This is a genomic window from Litchfieldella rifensis (genome assembly GCF_042646605.1).
GTDB lineage: Bacteria > Pseudomonadota > Gammaproteobacteria > Pseudomonadales > Halomonadaceae > Litchfieldella > Litchfieldella rifensis.
Map to the genome: position 1 here is coordinate 32,888 of NZ_JBHRUG010000027.1, position 19,616 is coordinate 52,503.

The 19,616-nt window shown below is 61.3% G+C and carries 22 protein-coding genes; 16 read left to right on the plus strand and 6 right to left on the minus strand.

Annotation, left to right across the window (positions count from 1 at the left end; translation table 11 throughout):
• Nucleotides 1-45 precede the first annotated feature (45 nt).
• The 3 genes from ACFOEV_RS12715 to ACFOEV_RS12725 all read right to left on the minus strand — a co-directional run bounded on the left by ACFOEV_RS12715 (nt 46) and on the right by ACFOEV_RS12725 (nt 2,312).
• Nucleotides 46-249, minus strand: coding sequence for a cold-shock protein (locus ACFOEV_RS12715; protein ID WP_167112041.1), 204 nt, complete (start codon nt 247-249; stop codon nt 46-48).
• A gap of 182 nt (nt 250-431) precedes the next feature.
• Entirely contained in the window at nt 432-1,055 is a 624-nt protein-coding gene (locus ACFOEV_RS12720) for a Vgb family protein (RefSeq protein ID WP_386774477.1), read from the minus strand.
• Between the two features lie 36 nt (nt 1,056-1,091).
• Nucleotides 1,092-2,312 (minus strand): helix-turn-helix domain-containing protein, encoded by a 1,221-nt coding sequence (locus ACFOEV_RS12725; protein WP_386774479.1) that lies wholly within the window; start codon nt 2,310-2,312, stop codon nt 1,092-1,094.
• A gap of 131 nt (nt 2,313-2,443) precedes the next feature.
• Here ACFOEV_RS12725 and ACFOEV_RS12730 point away from each other — a divergent pair, with 131 nt between their 5' ends.
• Nucleotides 2,444-3,223 carry a DUF899 domain-containing protein gene (locus ACFOEV_RS12730; protein WP_386774481.1) on the plus strand — a complete coding sequence of 260 codons (780 nt, stop codon included), beginning with the start codon at nt 2,444-2,446 and terminating at the stop codon, nt 3,221-3,223.
• A gap of 1 nt (nt 3,224) precedes the next feature.
• Here ACFOEV_RS12730 and ACFOEV_RS12735 read toward each other — a convergent pair whose 3' ends face one another.
• Nucleotides 3,225-4,145 carry a LysR family transcriptional regulator gene (locus tag ACFOEV_RS12735; RefSeq protein WP_386774483.1) on the minus strand — a complete coding sequence of 307 codons (921 nt, stop codon included), beginning with the start codon at nt 4,143-4,145 and terminating at the stop codon, nt 3,225-3,227.
• Between the two features lie 81 nt (nt 4,146-4,226).
• Here ACFOEV_RS12735 and ACFOEV_RS12740 point away from each other — a divergent pair, with 81 nt between their 5' ends.
• The 9 genes from ACFOEV_RS12740 to ACFOEV_RS12780 all read left to right on the plus strand — a co-directional run bounded on the left by ACFOEV_RS12740 (nt 4,227) and on the right by ACFOEV_RS12780 (nt 12,705).
• On the plus strand, nt 4,227-5,153 hold the full coding sequence (locus tag ACFOEV_RS12740; protein WP_386774485.1) for a DMT family transporter: 927 nt from the start codon (nt 4,227-4,229) through the stop codon (nt 5,151-5,153).
• 86 nt (nt 5,154-5,239) lie between these two features.
• Complete coding sequence (locus tag ACFOEV_RS12745) at nt 5,240-6,181, plus strand: DMT family transporter (RefSeq protein ID WP_386774487.1); 942 nt, start codon at nt 5,240-5,242, stop codon at nt 6,179-6,181.
• 76 nt (nt 6,182-6,257) lie between these two features.
• Nucleotides 6,258-7,388 (plus strand): DUF6607 family protein, encoded by a 1,131-nt coding sequence (locus tag ACFOEV_RS12750; RefSeq protein WP_386774489.1) that lies wholly within the window; start codon nt 6,258-6,260, stop codon nt 7,386-7,388.
• A gap of 405 nt (nt 7,389-7,793) precedes the next feature.
• Nucleotides 7,794-8,669: a glutathione-dependent disulfide-bond oxidoreductase gene (yghU, locus tag ACFOEV_RS12755; protein WP_386774491.1), complete on the plus strand. Its 876-nt coding sequence runs from the start codon at nt 7,794-7,796 to the stop codon at nt 8,667-8,669.
• A 257-nt stretch (nt 8,670-8,926) separates the two neighbouring features.
• Nucleotides 8,927-9,928 (plus strand): RhuM family protein, encoded by a 1,002-nt coding sequence (gene rhuM, locus ACFOEV_RS12760; protein WP_386774493.1) that lies wholly within the window; start codon nt 8,927-8,929, stop codon nt 9,926-9,928.
• Between the two features lie 259 nt (nt 9,929-10,187).
• Nucleotides 10,188-10,625, plus strand: a complete 438-nt coding sequence (locus tag ACFOEV_RS12765) for a DUF2846 domain-containing protein (RefSeq protein WP_386774495.1) — start codon at nt 10,188-10,190, stop codon at nt 10,623-10,625.
• A gap of 278 nt (nt 10,626-10,903) precedes the next feature.
• Complete coding sequence (locus ACFOEV_RS12770; RefSeq protein ID WP_386774497.1) at nt 10,904-11,257, plus strand: GFA family protein; 354 nt, start codon at nt 10,904-10,906, stop codon at nt 11,255-11,257.
• A gap of 72 nt (nt 11,258-11,329) precedes the next feature.
• On the plus strand, nt 11,330-11,872 hold the full coding sequence (locus ACFOEV_RS12775; protein ID WP_386774499.1) for a GNAT family N-acetyltransferase: 543 nt from the start codon (nt 11,330-11,332) through the stop codon (nt 11,870-11,872).
• A gap of 377 nt (nt 11,873-12,249) precedes the next feature.
• Nucleotides 12,250-12,705: an Sbal_3080 family lipoprotein gene (locus tag ACFOEV_RS12780; protein ID WP_386774501.1), complete on the plus strand. Its 456-nt coding sequence runs from the start codon at nt 12,250-12,252 to the stop codon at nt 12,703-12,705.
• Nucleotides 12,706-12,744: 39 nt separating this feature from the next.
• Here ACFOEV_RS12780 and ACFOEV_RS12785 read toward each other — a convergent pair whose 3' ends face one another.
• Nucleotides 12,745-13,125 carry a septal ring lytic transglycosylase RlpA family protein gene (locus tag ACFOEV_RS12785; RefSeq protein WP_386774503.1) on the minus strand — a complete coding sequence of 127 codons (381 nt, stop codon included), beginning with the start codon at nt 13,123-13,125 and terminating at the stop codon, nt 12,745-12,747.
• Nucleotides 13,126-13,481: 356 nt separating this feature from the next.
• On the opposite strand from ACFOEV_RS12785, the gene ACFOEV_RS12790 reads away from it, so the two are divergent.
• From ACFOEV_RS12790 to ACFOEV_RS12800, 3 genes are all read left to right on the plus strand, one after another.
• Nucleotides 13,482-13,940, plus strand: a complete 459-nt coding sequence (locus tag ACFOEV_RS12790; protein WP_386774505.1) for a GNAT family N-acetyltransferase — start codon at nt 13,482-13,484, stop codon at nt 13,938-13,940.
• Between the two features lie 312 nt (nt 13,941-14,252).
• The gene (locus ACFOEV_RS12795; RefSeq protein WP_386774507.1) at nt 14,253-14,891 is read left to right on the plus strand and encodes a LysE family translocator; all 639 of its coding nucleotides are present in this window, start codon (nt 14,253-14,255) and stop codon (nt 14,889-14,891) included.
• A gap of 165 nt (nt 14,892-15,056) precedes the next feature.
• Nucleotides 15,057-16,028 carry a DUF2157 domain-containing protein gene (locus tag ACFOEV_RS12800; protein WP_386774509.1) on the plus strand — a complete coding sequence of 324 codons (972 nt, stop codon included), beginning with the start codon at nt 15,057-15,059 and terminating at the stop codon, nt 16,026-16,028.
• 46 nt (nt 16,029-16,074) lie between these two features.
• On the opposite strand, the gene ACFOEV_RS12805 is transcribed toward ACFOEV_RS12800, so the two are convergent.
• Nucleotides 16,075-16,977, minus strand: coding sequence for an MBL fold metallo-hydrolase (locus ACFOEV_RS12805; RefSeq protein ID WP_386774511.1), 903 nt, complete (start codon nt 16,975-16,977; stop codon nt 16,075-16,077).
• 115 nt (nt 16,978-17,092) lie between these two features.
• On the opposite strand from ACFOEV_RS12805, the gene ACFOEV_RS12810 reads away from it, so the two are divergent.
• From ACFOEV_RS12810 to ACFOEV_RS12820, 3 genes are read left to right on the plus strand one after another with little or no spacing between them, the layout of a single operon-like run.
• A complete protein-coding gene (locus ACFOEV_RS12810; protein ID WP_386774513.1) occupies nt 17,093-18,037 on the plus strand; it encodes a LysR family transcriptional regulator in 945 nt (314 codons plus the stop codon).
• A complete protein-coding gene (locus ACFOEV_RS12815; protein WP_386774515.1) occupies nt 18,034-19,104 on the plus strand; it encodes a DUF4401 domain-containing protein in 1,071 nt (356 codons plus the stop codon). Before ACFOEV_RS12810 ends, ACFOEV_RS12815 begins: the two co-directional genes overlap by 4 nt.
• On the plus strand, nt 19,097-19,615 hold the full coding sequence (locus tag ACFOEV_RS12820) for a GDYXXLXY domain-containing protein (RefSeq protein WP_386774517.1): 519 nt from the start codon (nt 19,097-19,099) through the stop codon (nt 19,613-19,615). Before ACFOEV_RS12815 ends, ACFOEV_RS12820 begins: the two co-directional genes overlap by 8 nt.
• Nucleotide 19,616 lies beyond the last annotated feature (1 nt).

Below are 19,616 nucleotides of genomic sequence, written 5' to 3' on the forward strand. Positions count from 1 at the left end.
CTTGATTTCGAACCGGGGAGGTTCGAGAACTCGTGACCGTTAAGGTCAGGCGAGTTTGATATTCGAAGCCTGAAGGCCTTTCTTGCCCTGGGTCACGTCGAAGGAGACGGTTTGACCTTCCTGCAGGGACTTGAAGCCTTCCGATTGAATTTCGGAGAAGTGGGCAAAGAGATCATCGCCACCATCGGCAGGAGTAATGAAACCAAAACCTTTGGAGTCGTTGAACCACTTCACTGTACCAGTTGCCATGTTGAACCCTTTCGCGCAATCGCGCCTTGCAATGTTCCTGGTGTTACCCAGATGTGTAGCGGGTAGGACAGGGATAAATTACAGGCTGTCGAAAGAATTCGAACACTACTGAAACTATGCCGCTTGCTTACCAGCTGACCCACAATGTCATGTTTTGGCACCGTGGGTCAAAGGCTTTATTTTTAGGGCCGACGCACGATTCTCACCTTCCCGCTGCCTCCACCTCCACAGAAGAACCGATCGCCGCCGTCGGATTCGAGCCCCGACACGCCCACTCCGGGAGGCATCTCGAGACTTTGCAGAACCTCTCCCGTTTGGGGATCGATTCGCCGCAACTCGCTCTCGTCATTTTCCCAGGTGCCGTGCCAAAGCTCTCCGTCGACCCAGGTAACGCCGGTGACGAAGCGGTTGGATTCGATGGTGCGCAGAATGTCCCCTGACTGGGGATCGACTTGATGGATTTTCCGGTCCGGGTGCTGCCCCACCCACAGCGACCCTTCGGCCCACGCCAGGCCCGAGTTACCGCCAGTGGGTGCTGGGATGGTGGCGACGACGCGGCCGGTCTCCGGATCGACCTTCTGGATGCGATCCTCGGCGATCTGGAACAGGTGCTGCCCGTCGAAGGCGGTTCCCGCATGCGCGGCGACGTCGATCGAGCGTAGTGTCTCCCCGCTCGCCGGATCGAGGGCGTTCAGCTTGTCGCCGACCGCAATCCAGACTTGCTGGCCGTCATAGGTGACGCCATGCACGGCATCGACGCTTGGAAAGGGGCCATATTCGCGGAGGATTTCGGCTGCTTGGTTCATGTCTCTGTCCTTATCAGTTGGGGTGTGGCTTCCATGCTAGTTGCCTGGTAATGAACCGGGGAGTAACAACGTTGTCGTGAATCCCGGCACGGGCGGGGTCATCCAGCGACGCGCTCGCCCGCGACCGAACGATTGCACCTTGCCTTCCTCCGCCAGCGAGTCGAGGGCCCGCTGCACGGTGCGCTGGCTGGCGCCGAGCGCAAGCGCCAGGGCCGAGCTCGACCACGGCTCACCATCATCGAGAAGCGCAAGCACCGCGGCATGCTTCTCTTCGATCGGCCGGGCCAGCACTACGACCTCGCCGGCGCTATGCGGCACCAGCTTGAATCCTCGCGTCGTCGCGCTCACGTCGGCCAGTGTGCCGAGCTCCGTGCGAAGTCGCCCGATCTCGACCCGTAACCGCGCGCGATGCGTTTCATCGGCGAACTTGGTGCGGAAGGCTTGAGCGATGAGCGTGCCCCTCGGCACGTCTCCCGGCCAGGCTTCGCCCAGCATTCGGGCGAGCGCGAACAACACCGGGCGGCTGGCGAGCGAGACCACCGTGTGCGCGTCACGCACCACATGGCGGCAGGCGTCCACGACGAGCGCCTTCGATTCCAGTAACGCTTCGACCTCTTCGAGCAGCAGGAGCCGTTCTTCGCCATGCGCCATCAGGCGCGCGGCGGGCGTGTTCAGCACGTGGGAGGCGCTTTCGGCCTCCGCCGTCAGCGCGGGGATTGCTGCATCGTGCGCGGCGCGTTCGGCCCGAGCGAGCGCCGCGCGTGCCGTCTTTGTCTGCAGGCGGCGTATGGCGATCCCCGCCACCACCAGTTCGTGGGCAGCGCTCAGCGCGGGCGGGAAGGAGGCGGGGTCGAGATCAGCGAGCGTGTGTTCCGCTTCGTCCAGGCGCCCGATCAGGAGTAGGCGCCGGGCCTCGAGGTACCGCGCATAGGCGGCGTTCACCCGGTCGCCGTGCTTTTCGAGCGTCGCCCGTGCCGTGTCGAGGGCTTTCGCGGGCCAGCCCAGGTCGCGTGAGGCGAGGGCGATCTCGGCCTCGGCGACGACGCACCGCGCACGGGCCACGGCCTCTCTCGGGCCGAAGGCGCGCGCCGCACTTCGCAGCAGCGCCTTCGCCCGGTCGAAATCGCCAAGCTGTGCCATCGCGATCCCCCGCAGCGCGAGCGCCGGCGCATCGTCGCGCAGCGCGACCCGGTTCAACGCGCCGAGAGGATCACCCGCCGTAAGTGCATAGGCGGCGGCCGTGATCAATGAGTCCATCGCAATCCCGCCACACTTGTTACTCCCAACGTTCGCTCATCCGGACTAACTATATCTCATGGCCCCGAACTACCGGGGCATATCGAGAACGGAACGAACCAGAGGACATCTGGCAAAAGGGGAGAAAGACCATGACCACACACAAGACCGGGACACGTGACGAGTGGCTGGCAGCGCGACTGGAGCTACTCAAGGCCGAGAAGGAACTCACGCGGCGCAGCGACGAACTGGCGCGCTGGCGCCAGGAACTGCCGTGGGTGCGGATCGACAAGGAGTACCGCTTCGAGACCGATGAAGGCAGCGCCTCGTTGGCGGATCTCTTCCAAGGGCGCTCGCAGCTTCTCGTCTACCACTTCATGTTCGGGCCCGACTACGCGGCGGGGTGTCCCTCCTGTTCATCGATCGCCGACGGCTTCAACGGCATCGCCGTCCACCTGGCCAACCATGATGTGATGCTGTGGGCGGTGTCGCGGGCGCCACTCGCGAAGTTGCAGGCCTACAAACGGCGACTGGGGTGGACCTTTCCCTGGGCGTCCTCGCACGGCAGCGACTTCAACGGCGACTTCAATGTGTGGTTCTCCGAGCAGCAGCAGCGTGAGGGGGACATCGAATACAACTACCAGCGCGAGCCGGTGGTGATTGAGTGGCGCGCGGGCCAGGAAGGCAGTGAAGGGGCGGAGGACGAGTTCGCCGCCATGTGTGGAACCGACACGGCCACGTTCCAGCGTGATAGGCCGGGCATGAGCGCGTTCGTGCTCGAAGACGGCGTCATCTACCACACCTATTCCACCTATGCGCGCGGCCTGGACGGCCTGTGGGGCATGTACCAGTGGCTCGACCGTGCCCCCAGGGGGCGCAACGAGACGGCGGGTGTCTGGTGGCGCCGCCACGATGAGTACGACAAGGGCTGAGTCAGGTGGTGGGAGGAGTTGGCGCGATAGAGCGTAGATCGGGCGTGATCAGCGCGGCGAACGCCTTGGCCGTGTCGCTTCCGTCGTCGGCCAGATAGATGTGGGTCCGACCCAGCGACGGTAGATCCCAATTCTCCGGCACTTCGACGAGATCGCGATCGGCAAGCGATCCGGGCAGGGCCGCCACCGCGAGGTCCGCGCGCAGGGCTGCGACCTGGCCCATCGAGGTGTCGCTGGAATAGGCAATCCGATAGGACCGCCCAACTCCCTCCAATGCGCGGAGGGCGGCGTCGCGCCAGGCACAGCCGATCTCGGCCACGGCGAGCGGCAGCGGGTCTTGCTCCACGGCACGGCCGCCGTCCCGCATCAACCAGCGGAGCTCTTCGGAAAAGAGATCTCGTGCCGGAACCTGTGGTGCGCTTGCCTCGTTGAACAGGGCGAGATTGGCATCGCCCTCCACGAAGAGACGCTGCACCGTTTCACTGGTATCGAGCCGGACGTCCACGCGAATCCGGGGATGCGTTTCGGCCAGCCGCCGGAGCAGCCCCGGTACCAGCGAGACACCGAGATCATGCGGAGCGGCGAGACGCAGGCTCCCGGACAACGGTGAGCCGTGGAACACCGCCATCGCCTCGTCGCTGATCCCGACGAGACGCCGCGCGAAGCCGAGCAGGACTTCTCCCTGGTCGGTCAGGCGGACGCGGCGCGCATCGCGATGCAGCAGCCGGACGCCGAGCTGCTCTTCCAGTTTGCCGACTTGAAGACTGACCGCCGAGGGTGAGCGGTTCACACGCGCCGCGGCGCGTCGAAAACTTCCCGCTTCGCAGATCGCCACGAAGGTTCGGGCGGCATCCAGATTGAGCGTCCGGGTGGCGGGATGCGGATCGCCGGTCGACTGGTTGGTTGAGATTTTCTGATTCATTGAGTGAGAACATATCGTTTTTCTCAACATTGATCAAAGCCTAGGCTCTTTCGGAAACGCTGACAAACAAAAGGAGTGGCCATGTCACCGTTATCGAAAGAGCGCATTCTCGGTCTTGTCTGGGCCACGGCCGCCATCGCCATCTGGTCCGGGTCGCTGGTCATGTTGCGGCTCGGCGTGACGACGAGCCTGAATGCCTACGACCTGACCGCGCTGCGCGTCGGGGTCGCCGCCTTGCTCCTGGCGCCGGTCATCTGCCGGCGTGGCTTTGCCCTGGAGAGATTGGGTGTGGGAGGAGTCCTGGCCATGGTGGCCGGGTTCGGGGCGCCGTATATCCTGCTCATCTCGCTCGGCCTGGGAACCGCGCCGGCCTCGGCCGCGGGCTCCCTCAATCCCGGGGTGATGGCGGTCGTCTCCGTGCTGTTGGGTTGGAGGCTCTTCGGTGACAGGCTCGGGCCTGCACGGATCGTCGGGGTCGTGGCGATCCTTGTCGGTGCGTCTTTCTTCGCGGGAGTGCTGGGGGCAGAGACGGCGTCGGTCGGCCATCTGATCCTGATCTTCACCGGCATGATGTGGGCTGGGTACGCGCTGGTCGTCCGCCGGGCCGGCATTCCGGCCCTGCATGCCACTGCCATCGTCGCCGTGGGCTCCGCCATCCTCTACCTGCCGGTCTACGTCGCTGCCCTGCCCAAGCAACTGCCCGTCGCCCCGATGCCTGACATCGTGATGCAGGCGCTATTCCAGGGCGTGTTCGTCAGCGTCGTCGCGGTTTTCGCCTTCAACCGCTCAAGGGAGTTGCTCGGGCCGGTGGTGGGCGCGACTCTCCCGGCCCTGATTCCGCTGGTGACCCTGGGCCTCGGTGTGATCGCACTGGACGAGGCGGCGGGCGCTCGAGACCTCGCCTCGGCGACGCTGATCGGTGTGGGCGTCGCATTGACCCTCGCTGGCCACGCGCCTGGCCGTTGGCCCGGGATGGCTCTCTTCAGAAAAGTCTTCCGTAACGCCTGATGCGCAGCCTATTTCAGGTATACCCCGGCATTCCACGCTATAGTCCTAACGGCTTCGCATTCGCGAGAAAACAACCAGGCGATCCCATGAGTACAACCGGCACCCCACTGAAGGCACGCCTGCGATCCGACGTCGAGATCGGCATGCTGCTCATGGCTTTCGCCATGTTGCTCATTCCGGGGATCGATGCCATCGCGAAACTGCTCTCGGCCACCGTCTCCCCGGCCCAGATCGCCTGGGGCCGGTTCGTCTTCCAGACCCTGCTCCTGCTGCCGGTCATCTTCTTGACAGGTCGGCCCGTGCGCAGTGCACGGCTCGGTGTTCACGCCTGCCGCGGGGCGCTCATCGCGACCGCCATTGTCCTGCTGTTCTGGGCCCTGCGCTATCTGCCCATCGCCAACGCCATTGCCATCTTTTTCGTCGAACCGCTGATCCTGACGCTCTTTTCCGCCCTGTTCCTGCGCGAATCGGTCGGTGCACGGCGACTGGTCGCGGTGGCGGTCGGTCTGCTCGGGGCGATGATCGTCATCCGGCCGAGTTGGGAGGCATTCGGCTGGGCCGCCGTGTTACCGCTGGGCACGGCGATCTGCTTCGCTGGCTACCTCACGCTGACGCGGCATGTGGCGGGAAACGAGGACGTGCTGACCATTCAGCTCTGGGCCGGCATATTTGCTGCCCTGGTGCTCTCGGCGGTGCTGATGGTGGGCGGTGCGACAGGCGTCGAGGTGATCGCGCCGGCATGGCCCTCCGCCTGGGAGCTGGGCATGCTCGGTGCGCTGGGTTTGATCGCGACGGTGGGGCACGTCCTGATCGCCCTGGCGTTCCGCCATGCGTCAGCGAGCATTCTCGCCCCCTTCCAGTACCTGGAGATCTTCAGCGCCACCGTGCTCGGCTTCGTGCTGTTCGGCGACTTCCCCGATGCCGTCACCTGGCTCGGCACGTCGATCATCGTCGCCTCGGGGCTCTACGTCTTCCTTCGCGAGCGGCGGCTGGCCCGCGACTCCGTGCGAGGGATCGAAGCGCCTTGATTTGATTGCTGCCACACTGTACCGGAAGGATCGATGCCCTGGTTCCGCCACCGCATTGAAGGATGGCAAGTGCCATATGACCCGAACACGCATACTGCTATTCGTGCTGCTGGGACTCCTGTGGCTGTCCTCTGCGGCCCACGGAGAGGACGAGCGCCGCTTTGTCTTCAGCTATCAGTACACCCCCGGTGACGACATGGCGCCCCGCGGGGGCACGCTTGAAGGCCCTCCGGTAACGCTTGCCGAGGAGCCCACCGAGGACTGGCGGGCACTGCAGGAAAACGGCCTGGAGGATTTCGAGCGAGACCGGCGCGCGATTCTGGCGATGGCGGGCGAATATCGCACGAGCTTCGATTTCCTGGAAATCGCGGGGTTCGTGGAGGACTTCGAGCCTGACCGGCCCTACCAATCCTGGGCCACGGAATACATCGAAGTCCTGAAGGACACGGGAGACTTCATCAGCCTGCAGCACGTTCTGGTGATTCGACCCGTGGATGAGGAGGGCGCTACCCTGGAGCCCATCGTCACCAAGCACTGGCGCCAGGACTGGCAGTACGAAGACGACGCGATACTCGCCTACCGCGGCCGTAATGTCTGGGAGAGGGAATCGATTCCTGCGGATCAGCGTGAAGGCTCCTGGTCCCAAGCGGTCTATCACGTAGACGATTCCCCGCGATATGCGTCGTACGGCCACTGGCGGCACCACGCCGGGGTTTCCACCTGGCAAGGCTCGGAGACCTGGCGACCGCTGCCGCGCCGGGAGTTCTCGGTGAGGGACGACTACCAGGTCCTGGTAGGCCGCAATGAACACACCATTACGCCGCGCGGCTGGATTCACAGGCAAGAGAACCTGAAAACCGTGCTCCAGGACGACGGCAGTGTAAAACGGCACCTCGCCTTGGAGTATGGCGTTAACCGCTACCAGCGCATCGAAGGGTTCGACTTCTCGCTAGCGGACGCCTATCTCGAGCGAACCGATGCCTTCTGGCGCGCCGTCAGGCACACCTGGTCGGATGTGGCTAGGCAGCACACCTGCTTTCGCCTGAAACCGGAGGCGGAAGGTTACAAGCTGTTCCAGCGCCTGTTCGATCTTGCCGATGCGTCTGCCGAAGCGCAGAACGCGGGTTCCAACGAAACCCGCGCGCAGGAAACGATCCGCGAGCATGTGAGCCCGCTCCACGGCGAGTGCTCAGGCTCTACCAGTTGAAAACAACCGCTTCAAATGCCGCCGGTGTTTATCCGCCCCGCGTCCTGCGCGCCCTGGGACATAGGTGCGCCCCGAACTTCTCCTCGTAAATCTCGCTGATCCAGTCGATGAACATCCGCATGCGCGGCGACATTCCTGATTCTGGCAGTGGGCTCATGGATCGGCCTCAAGCTGGCATCTCCCTTCATTGGCCGTCTCCCTGATCGCCTGCATGCCAGGGTGTATCTTGTGCTCTTGGTGACGGTGTTGGTCGTGATGTTGGTGGTGTGAGAGCGACGTTCAACTTAACCGATATGCTCGCTGTCAAAACATTAACAGGCTATCTTTTCCCTGTTCTCTGGCGTCCACCCCTTCCGCACCAGGAAGGCGGTGGATGCCAAGCCACCATTCGACTGAGGAGATACCATGAGCCAGGATAGCGACTACACACCCCCGAAAGTCTGGAAATGGGAGAAGGAAAGCGGCGGCACCTTCGCCAACATCAATCGGCCCATCGCCGGCCCCACCCACGACAAGGCACTGCCGGTCGGCAAGCACCCCTTCCAGCTCTACTCCTTGGCGACGCCCAATGGAGTGAAGGTCACGGTGATGTTCGAGGAACTGCTGGCGCTGGGCTATCGCGATGCCGAGTATGATGCCTGGCTGATTCGTATCGGCGAGGGGAAGCAGTTCGGCAGCGGCTTCGTCGACATCAACCCCAACTCCAAGATTCCGGCGCTGGTGGACCACAGTACGCCGACACCCACCCGGGTGTTCGAGTCCGGTTCGATCCTGCTCTACCTCGCGGAGAAGTTCGGGGAATTCCTGCCCAGCAACCCGGCCAAACGCACCGAGGCGCTGAACTGGCTGTTCTGGCAGATGGGCAGCGCGCCCTTCCTGGGCGGTGGCTTCGGGCACTTCTACGCCTACGCGCCAACCAAGATCGAATACGCCATCGACCGTTACGCCATGGAGGCCAAGCGTCAACTCGACGTGCTCGACCGGCGCCTGGCCGAGGCCCGCTACCTGGGTGGCGACGAGTACAGCATCGCCGATATCGCCAGCTGGCCCTGGTATGGCCAATTGGCGCTGGGCCGGCTCTACGACGCGGGTGAATTCCTCCAGGTGCACACCTACGAACACGTGCAGCGCTGGGCCAGGGAGATCGACATCCGCCCGGCGGTGAAGCGTGGGCGTATGGTCAACCGCACCTTCGGTGAGCCGGAGATGCAATTGCACGAGCGTCACGATGCCAGCGACTTCGAGCACAAGACCCAGGATAAGCTAGAAGCCAACGCGTGAGCGGCTAGCACCATTTCTTCCCATCTACCGGCATGCGTATCGACGCCATCTCCGGTTGTCCGGAGGTGGCATCACCGTTTCTGGGAGCTGGGCTACGCTTATCAATCAACCATTAAAGCGTTGCCGGTACGTTTGTCGGGCTTAGAGGAACAAGCTCAATTCGTAAGTACTATTGAAGCCTTGGAGAGTGAGGCCGATTTAAGACATTCCCTGATGCAGAAAGCCTTCATCAGCGGAATGACCATCGAGGCGAAGATATGAGCACGGACAACCCGACCCCGATCATCATCTACGAAGACGCTGACAAGACGGTGGATGTCCGGCTGGATGCATCGCAGGATACGGTATGGCTGACCCAGCGTCAGATGGGAACCCTGTTCGATACCACGCCCGAGAATGTTCTGATGCACCTGAAGAATATATTTCGGGACGGGGAGTTGCCTGAACAGGCAACTACTAAGGATTTCTTAGCAGTTCAAATTGAAGGCAAGCGCGAGGTCAAGCGTAGTCTCAAACACTACAACCTGGATGCCATTATTTCGGTTGGCTACCGGGTCAACTCCCGTCGTGCCGTCCAATTCCGCCAATGGGCCACTCGCATCCTGCGCGAGCATTTGACCCAAGGCTGGACCCTGAACCAGCAGCGGTTCGAGGCCAACGCCCGTGAGCTGGAAGCGGCCATGACGCTGGTGCGCAAGGCGGCGAAAAGCCCAGAGCTGGATACCACCAGCGGTCGTGGCCTGGTGGATATCCTGGCCCGCTATGCCCAGACCTTCTTGTTGTTGCAGCGTTATGATGAGGGGTTGCTTACCGAGCCAGCGGCCCAAGCAGGCGGCCGCTTGCCTTCCGTGGATGAGGCGTGGGCAGCACTGGCGCAGTTGAAGGGCGATCTGATGGCCAGGGGCGAAGCCACCGACCTGTTTGCTCGGGACCGCAGCGATGGGTTGGCCTCGCTTCTGGGTAACCTGGATCAGTCCGTGTTCGGCGAACCGGCTTACCCCAGTGTGGAGTCGAAGGCGGCCCATCTGCTGTACTTCGTCATCAAGAATCACCCCTTTGCCGATGGCAACAAGCGCAGCGCCGCTTATCTGTTCGTGGACTTTCTGCATCGCAATGGCCGCTTGTTGAACCAGGAGGGTGAGCCAGTGATCAACGATGTCGGCCTGGCCGCGCTGACGCTGCTGGTTGCCGAGTCCGATCCGGCCAACAAAGAGACAATGATTCGCTTGATCATGAACATGCTGGCTGACCACGAATGACATCATGACGCCAACGACGTCGAGCACACGGTCCAGGATAAGGTAGAAGCCAACGCGTGAGCGGTCAGCACCATTTCTTCCCACCTACCGCCATACGTACCGACGCCACCCCAGACTGCCAGGGGTGGCATCTTGATTTCCTAAATTAATTGATCACCTGGCCGATACCTTATGGGAGTCGTTCCGATAAGGCGCGGCTTCAATGCCATTGAAGACATTACATAACGGATCAGGGAGCGAGTAGATGTTTAGGAATCTGATGGTAGGACTGTTGCTTTTGGCGGCACTGGTCGTTTCGGGTTGTGCCTCGGTACCGATGGGGTCCAACGAAAAGGATATGGCGCTGAAGCAATTTCCTGCGCCGCCAGAAGCCATGGCGGGGCTGTACGTGTACCGTGACAGCTTCGTGGGCAAGGCCTTGAAGAAGACCGTATCTCTGGACGGGGAAATACTCGGAGAAACGGCCAATGGCGTTTATTTCTACGAGGTGATTTCACCCGGAGAACACACTGTTTCGACGGAATCCGAATTTAGTGACAATACCCTGTCGTTCGTGGCCGACGTCGACAAGAACTATTTCGTTAGGCAATACATCAAGATGGGCGTTTTTGTCGGTGGCGCAGGATTGGAAATGGTCGAAGAGGAGAAGGGCATGACCGCTGTGCAGGAGTGCTGTCGTTTGGCCGCGTCGCAGTAGTCTGGCGATCGTAGCGTTATACATACCGACGCCGCCTCCGGTCATCAGGAGGTGGCGTTTTTGTTTCCACCGAGTCACGCGTCGATCGGCCACCTGGTGTAGCGTTCGATATCGGAAAAGGTGAAGCCTTGCGCAGGGTGGCACAAAGTTCCGATAGCGACCAATATATGGATCTAGGTAAGTACCAATCAAGCCATCCAGCAAGGTGCTCCAGCCGATGCGCCTCACCAATGCTCGGCTGAGCTCGATATTAGACTCACATAGCAAGGAGATCCGTCATGCTCAAGGGTAGTTGTCATTGCGGGAAAACGGCGTTTTCAGTTGATGCCAATGAAAGTGACATAGCCGAGGTGAACGAGTGCAATTGCTCGCACTGCCAGAGGAAAGGTTATCTCCTATGGTTCGCTCCCCGGCATCTTCTAGACATCGCTTCTGGAGAGTCTGAACTCGCAACCTATACGTTCAACAAACACGTCATCCAACACAAATTTTGTCCGACATGTGGCTGTGCGCCCTTTGCTGTCGGAAAAGCACCGAATGGTGATGAGATGGCGGCCATTAACGTCCGCTGCCTTGAAGATATCGATCTCGGAAGCCTTAAAAGAACTCCCGTTAACGGCAAAGAGTTTTGACTGAACGATACAGAAGGCGACGAGCGCCGCGGTACCTGCGATCGATATCGGTAAGTGCATGGAGAGAGGCATGTGTTGCATATTAATAAGGATGTGACGCTCGAACTATTGAGTCTGAGCCACAGGGATGAGCTGTTCGCACTGGTTGATGCGAACCGGGAGTACCTGCGTGCCTGGCTGCCTTGGCTTGATGGCAACACGTCCCCAGCAGATACAGAGGAATTCATAAAGGCGGTAATCTTGCAATACGAGGCTGGCATGGGGCCTCAGTATGCGATTTTTCATCGTTCCGACTTGTGTGGTGTCTGTGGGTTTCACGAGATCGATTGCCGCAACAGAGTCGGAAGTATAGGTTACTGGATTAGCCAAGAGCACTCTGGAAAGGGAATCATGACCCAATCCGTAAAAACTCTCATCGACATTGGTTTTACGCAATACAAACTTAACAGAATCGAAATGCGCTGTGCTGTCGAGAACCACAAGAGTAGGGCTATACCCGAGCGTCTTGGTTTCCAACTGGAAGGAGTGTTGAGGCAAAAAGAGAACCTCTACGGGGAGTTTGTGGACCTCGCCTCGTACTCGCTATTGGCATCGGAGTACGTCCTCAGCGAATAAGCCACTCTCACCATCGCAACCTTTCATAAGCTAACGCCGATGAACCTGCCACGGTCTATGGCGCCTCATGCTCTCGTTCGGCTCTACGGCTTGGTCTATCTTTGGACGGGGCGGCTAGCATGGGCAGTGCTGGTGCACTGGGGGCTCAACCTGACGCACCTGCTGCTGTTTACCTATCCCATGAGTGCCTAAGCCCAATGTGGTGATCTCCCAAGGACGATCTGGGCGTAGCAGCACCTAATTAAAGCTGCAGACATTGCCGCCGATACCATGAAGGGTAGTGCTTTTCTGCTATGGAGCCGGTGCTTCAGGCGCGTTTGGGAAGTGGCTTTCTGACGACATCGATGAATAGAGAAACAAGATATCTTGGAGATGGGATGAAGATTAAAGCGGCAATGCTATTGGTAGTATCCTTGGTGATGTCCGGGTGCACCATTCACCAGACGGTGGAGCCTGCGCAAATCGACAGTGGACATCGGCTCTGTATCGTCGAGAATCCAGCGGTGCGTGAGGGCTTCCTGCCGGAATTCATATCGGTGCTCGAGCGCAAGAATATCGCCTATGAGGTAGTTGGTGACTCGGCAGTGCCGACTTCCTGCGAATGGGTAGCCCGTTATACTGCCAACTGGTCATGGGACTTGGCGTTATACATGTCATATGCCGAAATCAAGGTCTATCGAAATGGTAGCCTTGACGGTGAGGCGATATATGATTCCACGAGGGGCGGTGCAAATATGAATAAGTTTATTGATGCCGAGACCAAGATTCAGGAGCTGGTAGATCAGCTGCTGCACGTAAAGATGGCATCACTGTTCAGCCGCAGTTTCGGCTGAACAACATAACGAGGAGCCGTCAGATGTTCGTTAGCGGGCTCAATTCACCTGGGTGATCATCACCGGTGCAACGCCCCGGTTGAGCATGTCGAGCTTGCGGGCCGCGCGCTTGGATAGGTCGATGATGCGCCCCTGGACGAAGGGGCCGCGGTCGTTGATCAGCACTTCCACTTTCTGGCCGGTGTCCGGGCGAGTGACCAGCACCTTGGTGCCGAGGGGCAGGCTCGGGTGGGCGGCAGTCAGGGCTTGCTGGTCGAAGGGTTCACCGCTGGCAGTGGGTGCGCCCTGGAGGCTGTCGCTGTAGAAGGAGGCGAGACCTTCCTCGGTAGCGGCGTCGTGTGCCTGCACGCTACCCGCGATACCGGCCGTCAGCAGGCTGGTCAGGCAACAGGCGAGTGTCAGTCGGGATCGGGCTCCCATGGAGTTACCTCATGGTTCTCGTGTAGCGGGTATCGCGTTCATCGATGCGTTGAGGCCCCGGTGGGCGCGGGAATGGTAACTGCCATGGCCGCCGCCGGCAACCCGACCCGAAGATCGACGGTGTCGGCAACTAATTGAAGACGTTCGTGTACTCCGGAGCGCTGCTGTCGTTTGGCGCCTGGTCGATCGAATAGGCGGTGCGTGCCGTCGCCGCCTTTTTGCTGAGTCAATACGGGCTTGTCGGGACGTGGACGAGCTGATCGAATTCATGGAGCGGCTGCTGGCTGCACGCGGAGAGTGGGGACGGACTGAGGCCGCGCCATGCGCCAGCGTATACACCAAGGACGATCTAGAAAATGCAGCTACGCATCATGGAAGAAAGGGATCTGGAACCGTGCGCCCAGTTGTTTGCGCAGGTGTTTTCCGCGGATCCATGGAATGAGCCCTGGGACGACGAGCTCGCCCTGAGGCGCTTGGTGCACTTCCACGACTCGAGTGGATTTGTGGGCGTAGTGGCGCACCGCCAGGAGGTGGTCGGTTTCGCGCTGGGAAATCTGGAACCCTTCTGTACGGGCACATTGTTCTATCTTAGGGAAATGTGCATCGAGACAACGCAGCAGTCGAAGGGTGTGGGTACGCAGCTTTACCATGTTTTGCAGCGGGAACTGGAAACGCGCCATGTCAGGGCGGTGTATCTTGCCACCGATCGTGGCATTCCGGCGGCCAGCTTCTATCAAGGACTCGGCTTTCGTTGCAGCGACAATATGGCTTTCTATGCCAAGCGTCTTGTCGCACCGTCATCGGTAGCTGACTAGTGGTGGGGCCAGGGCGCACGACACCGTACGCTATCTAGCCCTCCGGATGTCGTCTGCGGCGCCTTCGATGCTCGCAGATGTCGTGATTCAGGTGATCCCGGCTGGCAAGCCTGGGATGCCGACAGCGCGCCTGGAAATGGAAAGACTCCCGTGAGAGGCTACTGCCTACCACCCCAATCGAGGTGGAGCGTTAACCGGTCCGCTTCTCCTGACACATGGCACTGACGACCACCCATGCTCAGTTGCGCCCTTCCCGTCTCGGTCGTGTGGGAGGCGGTGTCTAGTACTTGAATCTACAAGGAGGTATGGCCCGTGGAGTGGTGGACCTGGATAACCTATGTGGGCGTGATAACGGCCCTGATCATTTTCCCTGGGCCGGTGGCACTGCTATGCACTACCCATGGCCTGCGTTTCGGTCGGCAGCGGGCTTTCGCTACCGTGTTGGGCGGCGGCGTGGCTTCTCTGGTGCTGATGGCGCTTTCTGCACTCGGTCTTGGTGCCGTTCTAGCCACATCGGAAACAGCTTTCTTCGTGCTGAAGCTGATCGGCGGAGCCTACCTCATCTATTTGGGGCTAAAGGCTTTGCTGACCGTACCTCGGTCGCCGATAGACGAGGTGACCGTGCCGGGGCCGGCGAAGCGCCACTCCATACCCGGCCTGTTCCGTCAAGGTTTTCTGGTGGGTATCGGCAACCCCAAGGACCTGTTGTTCTTCGCTGCCCTGTTTCCCAACTTCATCACCATAGGCGAACCGCAGATGCTGCAGTTCGCCATCCTGGCGCTGACCTGGCTGGTCATCGATACAACCCTGATGACGCTTTACGCCACCTTGGGATCGGGGCTGGGCCGTTGGTTCGATAGCCCGAATAGGATGCGTGCGTTTCATCGGGCAACCGGTGGGCTCTTCCTGGGGGCCGGAGGCACCCTGATTGCCTCGAATGCTAACGGGTGAGCGATAACCGCTGCACCTTCATCGAGGGACCTTCGCTCGGCGTCCTTGTGAGGGCAATCAGTGACGTGCCTGTCTTGGAGATTAGTCCGGAAATCTCACGAGACATGAAAAGGTCGGCTGCCAACTGGCTATGATTCAAGTGGGTAGGCAACGCAAGGGAATGACATGGCTTCGATTCGTCGTCAGCTGGTCGCATTGATCGAACGAGGGGCGATACCGGATGAGCAGGTGGAGCGCGCCGTGCGGCTTTCCGGGCTCTATCCGTCGGGCCGGGCCTGGTCCGTATTTGTGGATCGATTGTTGTTATGGCTGGGTTGCCTGGCGCTGGCCTTCGCGGTGCTGTTCTTCATCGCCTACAACTGGGCCGGGATGGGGCGCTGGCTGCGCTTCGGGCTGGTAGAAGCGGCATTGGTGCTGGCCGTCGCCGTCTACTGGGTGGTCGACGGGCGCGGTGTAGTGGCCCAAGCAGCACTAACGGCGGCTGCGTTATTGCTGGGCGTGTTGCTGGCGCTGTTCGGCCAGGTGTATCAGACCGGCGCCGATCCCTGGCAGCTGTTCTTCACCTGGGCCCTGTTGATGTCGCCTTGGGTGCTGGTCGCTCGTTTCGCTGTGCTCTGGGTGCTGTGGTTGGGGCTGCTCAACCTAGCCATCCTGCTCTACTACCAGACATGGGGTGGCGCTTTCGATGTCCTGTTTGGGGGCGAAGCGTCCGCCCTGTGGGGGCTGTTCCTGCTCAATACCTTGACGCTGGTTCTCTGGGAGCTTGGCGCGCGGCGCTGGCGTTGGCTGGCGATCGACTGGGCCAGGCGCTTGGTGGCGCTGGGCAGCGGCATTCCCATCACCCTGTTGATGATGATGCGCATCGTCGATGAGCTTGAGGCATCCGCGCTGGCGTTGCTGGTGTATCCGCTGTGGCTGGCGGTGATCTATGGGGTCTATCGCTACTGGAAGCCCGACCTGTTCATGCTGGCCGGGAGCTGCCTGTCAGCGCTTGTCATAACGATCCTTTTCCTCGCCAGGCACCTGTTTTGGCAGGCTGAGGCGGCCGGTTTCCTGTTGATGTCCCTGGCGATATTGGGCTTGGGCGCCGCGGCCGTCTTGTGGCTCAAGCGGCTGCATGCGGAGATGCACTCATGAGCCGCCCCTCTACGTGGTTGGCTACGCCCCGGCGATGCCGGGGCACTCACCACTCCATCTCACCCGTGTTGACCTTGGCACCGATCTCCAGCGCGATGCCCAGGCCCGCTTGCGGGTAGGCGTCCTGCATCGCCTCGATCAACGCCGCGCTGTCATCGGCCTTGGCCAGCTCGGTCTCGAAACGCTGCAGATAATCCTGGGTGTAGGCCAGCTGCGACGCATCTTGCGATAGGTCGGGCAGGGAATGGCCCGGTACCACGGTGGCCGGATTCAGTGCGGCGATGTCGTCCAGTTTCTCCACCCAGGCTGCGCGCTCCGCTGCTGTTTGGGCGTCGGCAGTCCATGCATGCAGTCCAGCGTACACGTTCACGCCGCCGGCCACTGTCTCGATGGATGGGATCCACACGTAGCTGCGGTGCGGCAGGCTATCGTCCAGGCCGCGGATTTCCAGTGTCTGGCCTTCCAACGTGAGGGTGTTGCCAGGTAACACCTCGGGCAGTGGCACCTGCCGAGGTGCATTGGCGCCCAGCCGTGGGCCCCAGACCTGCAATTTTGTAGGCAGGGTGGCCTCGATCTTCTCCACCGTCGGTTCGGTGGCTACCACCTCCGCGTCGGGGAAGAATTGCTTGAGGACGTCGATACCGAAGTAGAAATCGGGGTCGGCCTGGCTGATGTAGATCGTTTTCAGGTTTCTCCCACTGTCCAGCACCATGGCCGCGATGCGCAGTGCATCGGCACGGGTAAAGCCGGTATCCAGCAACACGGCGTCATGTTCGCCGGTCACCAGTACGGAATTGACGTGGAAGCTTCCGGCATCGGCGTTGTAGACCTGCAGCGTCAGCGGTGCCGCCGAGTCCTCTTCAGTCTGCGCGTCGGCGTTGGCGGACGCGAAGCCCAGCGATGCCATGGCGAGGGTGAGCCAGCGGCTCGGGGGGAGGGAATTTTTCATCGCACTTATCTTCCTGAAAAGTAAATGAACAGGTGTTGTGCGCATGGTATTGGTTCGTAATGGTTAGATATACGCTATTCTGATCGACACTTTGTCAATCAAATCGAGCAAATAGATGGATCGTTTTACCGCCATGCAGGTGTTCGTCGCGGTGACCGAGCGTGGCAGCGTGACCGCGGCCGCCGAAGCATTGGACATGTCGCGGGCGATGGCCAGCCGCTATCTTGAAAGCCTGGAGCGCTGGCTGGGGGCGCGGCTGCTGCACCGCACGACGCGCCGCATTGCGCTGACCGACGCCGGTCACGAGGCCCTATCGCGTTGCCGTCAGATGCTGGATCTGGCGGACGAGGTGCAGCATGCGGCCGGAGCGCGCGGTATCGAGCCCCGCGGCCGGCTGCGCATCGCCACCAGCCAGTCGTTCGCCCAGGCCTGGCTCGCGGAGGCGTTGGCGGAATTCCTCGCAGGTCATCCGCAGGCGCAGGTCGAGCTGCTGGTGCTGGAGCGGGCCGTCAACCTGGTGGAGGAGCGGGTGGACCTGGCGGTGCGCATCACCAATCAGCTCGATGAGTCGTTGGTGGCGCGACGGCTATGTGCCTGTCGCTCGGTACTGTGTGCATCTCCCGGCTATGCGAAGCAGCACGGCGTGCCGCAAACGCCCGAGGCCCTGTCCGAGCACACCTGCGTGACGCACGCCTATGTGAGCCGTAGCGAGATCCGCCTGCGCCGGGAGGGCCGCAGCGTGACCGTGCCGGTGGCAGGGAGGCTGTCCAGCAACGAGGCCGGCGTGGTGCGTGCGGCCGCGCTGGCCGGCGCGGGGATTGCGCTGCTGCCGACCTATTTCGTCGCCGACGACCTGCGCCAAGGCCGGCTGGTACCCGTGTTGCCAACCTGGGAGCCTGATCCGCTGGGCATTCACGCGGTGTACCTGTCGCGCCGCTACCAGCCGTTGCTGCTACGGGCGATGATCGACTTCCTGGCCGAACGACTCGGCGGCGATGCCGCGCCCTGGGATCGCGATATCGACACTGATTGGGCCACACACACGGAGACATCTTCATGAGCCGCCCCGAAATGCCTCTGAGGGAAAAGCTTGGCCAGGTCGGCATTGCCGTGACAGGGAATGACGATACTCCGGTTCTGGAAACGCCCTGGTTCGTGCGGGCGCTGCAGGCGCTGTCGGGCTGGCTGGCCGCCGTGTTCCTGCTGGGGTTCATCGCCCTGGGAGTGGCGTTCGTCATCGAAAGCAGCGTCGCCTCCGCCGCGCTTGGGCTCGCAATGATCGCCACTGCCTATGGGCTGTTGCGCAAGACACCCGGCGACTTTGTCGAGCACTTGGCACTGGCCGTCAGCCTGGCAGGGCAGTTGCTGGTGGCTTGGGCGATAGGTTCTGCCATGGATGGTGTGTCCGCCGGCTTATGGTGGGCATTGCTGGGGCTGCAGGTCGTGCTGGCGATGGTGATGCCCAGCCTCACCCATCGTACGTTCTCCGCTTTCGCCGCCAGCCTGGCGCTTTATATGGCCTTGGCTGAAAGCGGCGTGCCCGATATCGCCACTGGCCTGGTGCTGCTGGTCGCGACCTGGATCTGGCTGCACGAATTTCGTTGGCCGGACCGCATGCGGCGGATGCAGGCGCTGGGATACGGCTTGCTGCTGGGCTTGTTGGCCATTCAGTCCGTGGGGAGTTTCGGCCAGCCGCTGCTGGGATTGTGGAGCGGCCCTGATAGCGCGGCACTGACCTGGCTGGGGCCTTGGGTGGGAGAAGGCCTGGCCACGCTGGCCTTACTGCTGTTGCTTTGGCATGTGTTCCACCATCGTGAGCACGGCGTCGACCTGGCGAAGCGAATAGCCGCCTACGGTGCCGTCGCGTTACTGCTGCTGGCCTCTCTTCAGGCCCACGGATTGATCCAAGGGGCTATGGTGGTGGCGCTGGGATTCGCCATCGGCAACCGCCTGGTGATGGGGCTCGGGGTGATATTGCTGTTGTTGTCGATAGCCAACTACTACTATCTGCTCGATGCCACCTTGCTGATCAAGGCTTTGACGCTCGCCGTCATCGGCGTGCTGTTGCTGGCGATGCGCTGGGGACTGAGGCACTGGTGGGCCAGGGAGGAGCTGGGCGATGAATAAGACCATCGTGGCGGTGGCCACCTTGTTGATCCTGGCCGTGGTCAACTGGGCCATTTGGGGCAAGGAGCAGCACCTGGCCGAGGGTGAGGTGGTGTACCTGGAGTTGGCGCCGGTGGACCCGCGCTCGCTGATGCAGGGCGACTACATGGCCCTGAACTTCGAGATCGGCAACCACATCCGCCAGGCCTTGCGTGAGAGAAAACCCGACGATAATGAAATGGAAGTCGCCAACGGCCAAGTCATCGTGAGTCTGGATGAACGGCGCGTGGCGCACTTCGAACGACTAGGCGCCGAAGAAGAGAATCTGGCAGACAGTGAAAGGCGGCTTCGCTATCGGCTACGTGCTGGCCGGGTCAAGTTTGCCACCGACGCCTTCTTCTTCCAGGAAGGCCATGCCGAGCGCTATGAACCGGCGGGCTACGGTCGCTTCCGTGTCAACGAGAAAGGGGAGCCCCTGTTGGTCGCCCTGTATGACGACGAGCTCGAGCGCCTGGGGGAAGTGGAGCGCTGAT

Coding starts and splice junctions, on each gene's coding strand:
- ACFOEV_RS12725 (WP_386774479.1), bottom strand. CDS start 2,312: ATGGACTCATTGATCACGGCCGCCGCCTATGCACTTACGGCGGGTGAT.
- ACFOEV_RS12800 (WP_386774509.1), top strand. CDS start 15,057: ATGGCTTCGATTCGTCGTCAGCTGGTCGCATTGATCGAACGAGGGGCG.
- ACFOEV_RS12735 (WP_386774483.1), bottom strand. CDS start 4,145: ATGAATCAGAAAATCTCAACCAACCAGTCGACCGGCGATCCGCATCCC.
- ACFOEV_RS12750 (WP_386774489.1), top strand. CDS start 6,258: ATGACCCGAACACGCATACTGCTATTCGTGCTGCTGGGACTCCTGTGG.
- ACFOEV_RS12770 (WP_386774497.1), top strand. CDS start 10,904: ATGCTCAAGGGTAGTTGTCATTGCGGGAAAACGGCGTTTTCAGTTGAT.
- ACFOEV_RS12715 (WP_167112041.1), bottom strand. CDS start 249: ATGGCAACTGGTACAGTGAAGTGGTTCAACGACTCCAAAGGTTTTGGT.
- yghU (WP_386774491.1), top strand. CDS start 7,794: ATGAGCCAGGATAGCGACTACACACCCCCGAAAGTCTGGAAATGGGAG.
- rhuM (WP_386774493.1), top strand. CDS start 8,927: ATGAGCACGGACAACCCGACCCCGATCATCATCTACGAAGACGCTGAC.
- ACFOEV_RS12785 (WP_386774503.1), bottom strand. CDS start 13,125: ATGGGAGCCCGATCCCGACTGACACTCGCCTGTTGCCTGACCAGCCTG.
- ACFOEV_RS12805 (WP_386774511.1), bottom strand. CDS start 16,977: ATGAAAAATTCCCTCCCCCCGAGCCGCTGGCTCACCCTCGCCATGGCA.
- ACFOEV_RS12745 (WP_386774487.1), top strand. CDS start 5,240: ATGAGTACAACCGGCACCCCACTGAAGGCACGCCTGCGATCCGACGTC.
- ACFOEV_RS12790 (WP_386774505.1), top strand. CDS start 13,482: ATGCAGCTACGCATCATGGAAGAAAGGGATCTGGAACCGTGCGCCCAG.
- ACFOEV_RS12720 (WP_386774477.1), bottom strand. CDS start 1,055: ATGAACCAAGCAGCCGAAATCCTCCGCGAATATGGCCCCTTTCCAAGC.
- ACFOEV_RS12740 (WP_386774485.1), top strand. CDS start 4,227: ATGTCACCGTTATCGAAAGAGCGCATTCTCGGTCTTGTCTGGGCCACG.
- ACFOEV_RS12780 (WP_386774501.1), top strand. CDS start 12,250: ATGAAGATTAAAGCGGCAATGCTATTGGTAGTATCCTTGGTGATGTCC.
- ACFOEV_RS12730 (WP_386774481.1), top strand. CDS start 2,444: ATGACCACACACAAGACCGGGACACGTGACGAGTGGCTGGCAGCGCGA.
- ACFOEV_RS12765 (WP_386774495.1), top strand. CDS start 10,188: ATGGTAGGACTGTTGCTTTTGGCGGCACTGGTCGTTTCGGGTTGTGCC.
- ACFOEV_RS12820 (WP_386774517.1), top strand. CDS start 19,097: ATGAATAAGACCATCGTGGCGGTGGCCACCTTGTTGATCCTGGCCGTG.
- ACFOEV_RS12810 (WP_386774513.1), top strand. CDS start 17,093: ATGGATCGTTTTACCGCCATGCAGGTGTTCGTCGCGGTGACCGAGCGT.
- ACFOEV_RS12815 (WP_386774515.1), top strand. CDS start 18,034: ATGAGCCGCCCCGAAATGCCTCTGAGGGAAAAGCTTGGCCAGGTCGGC.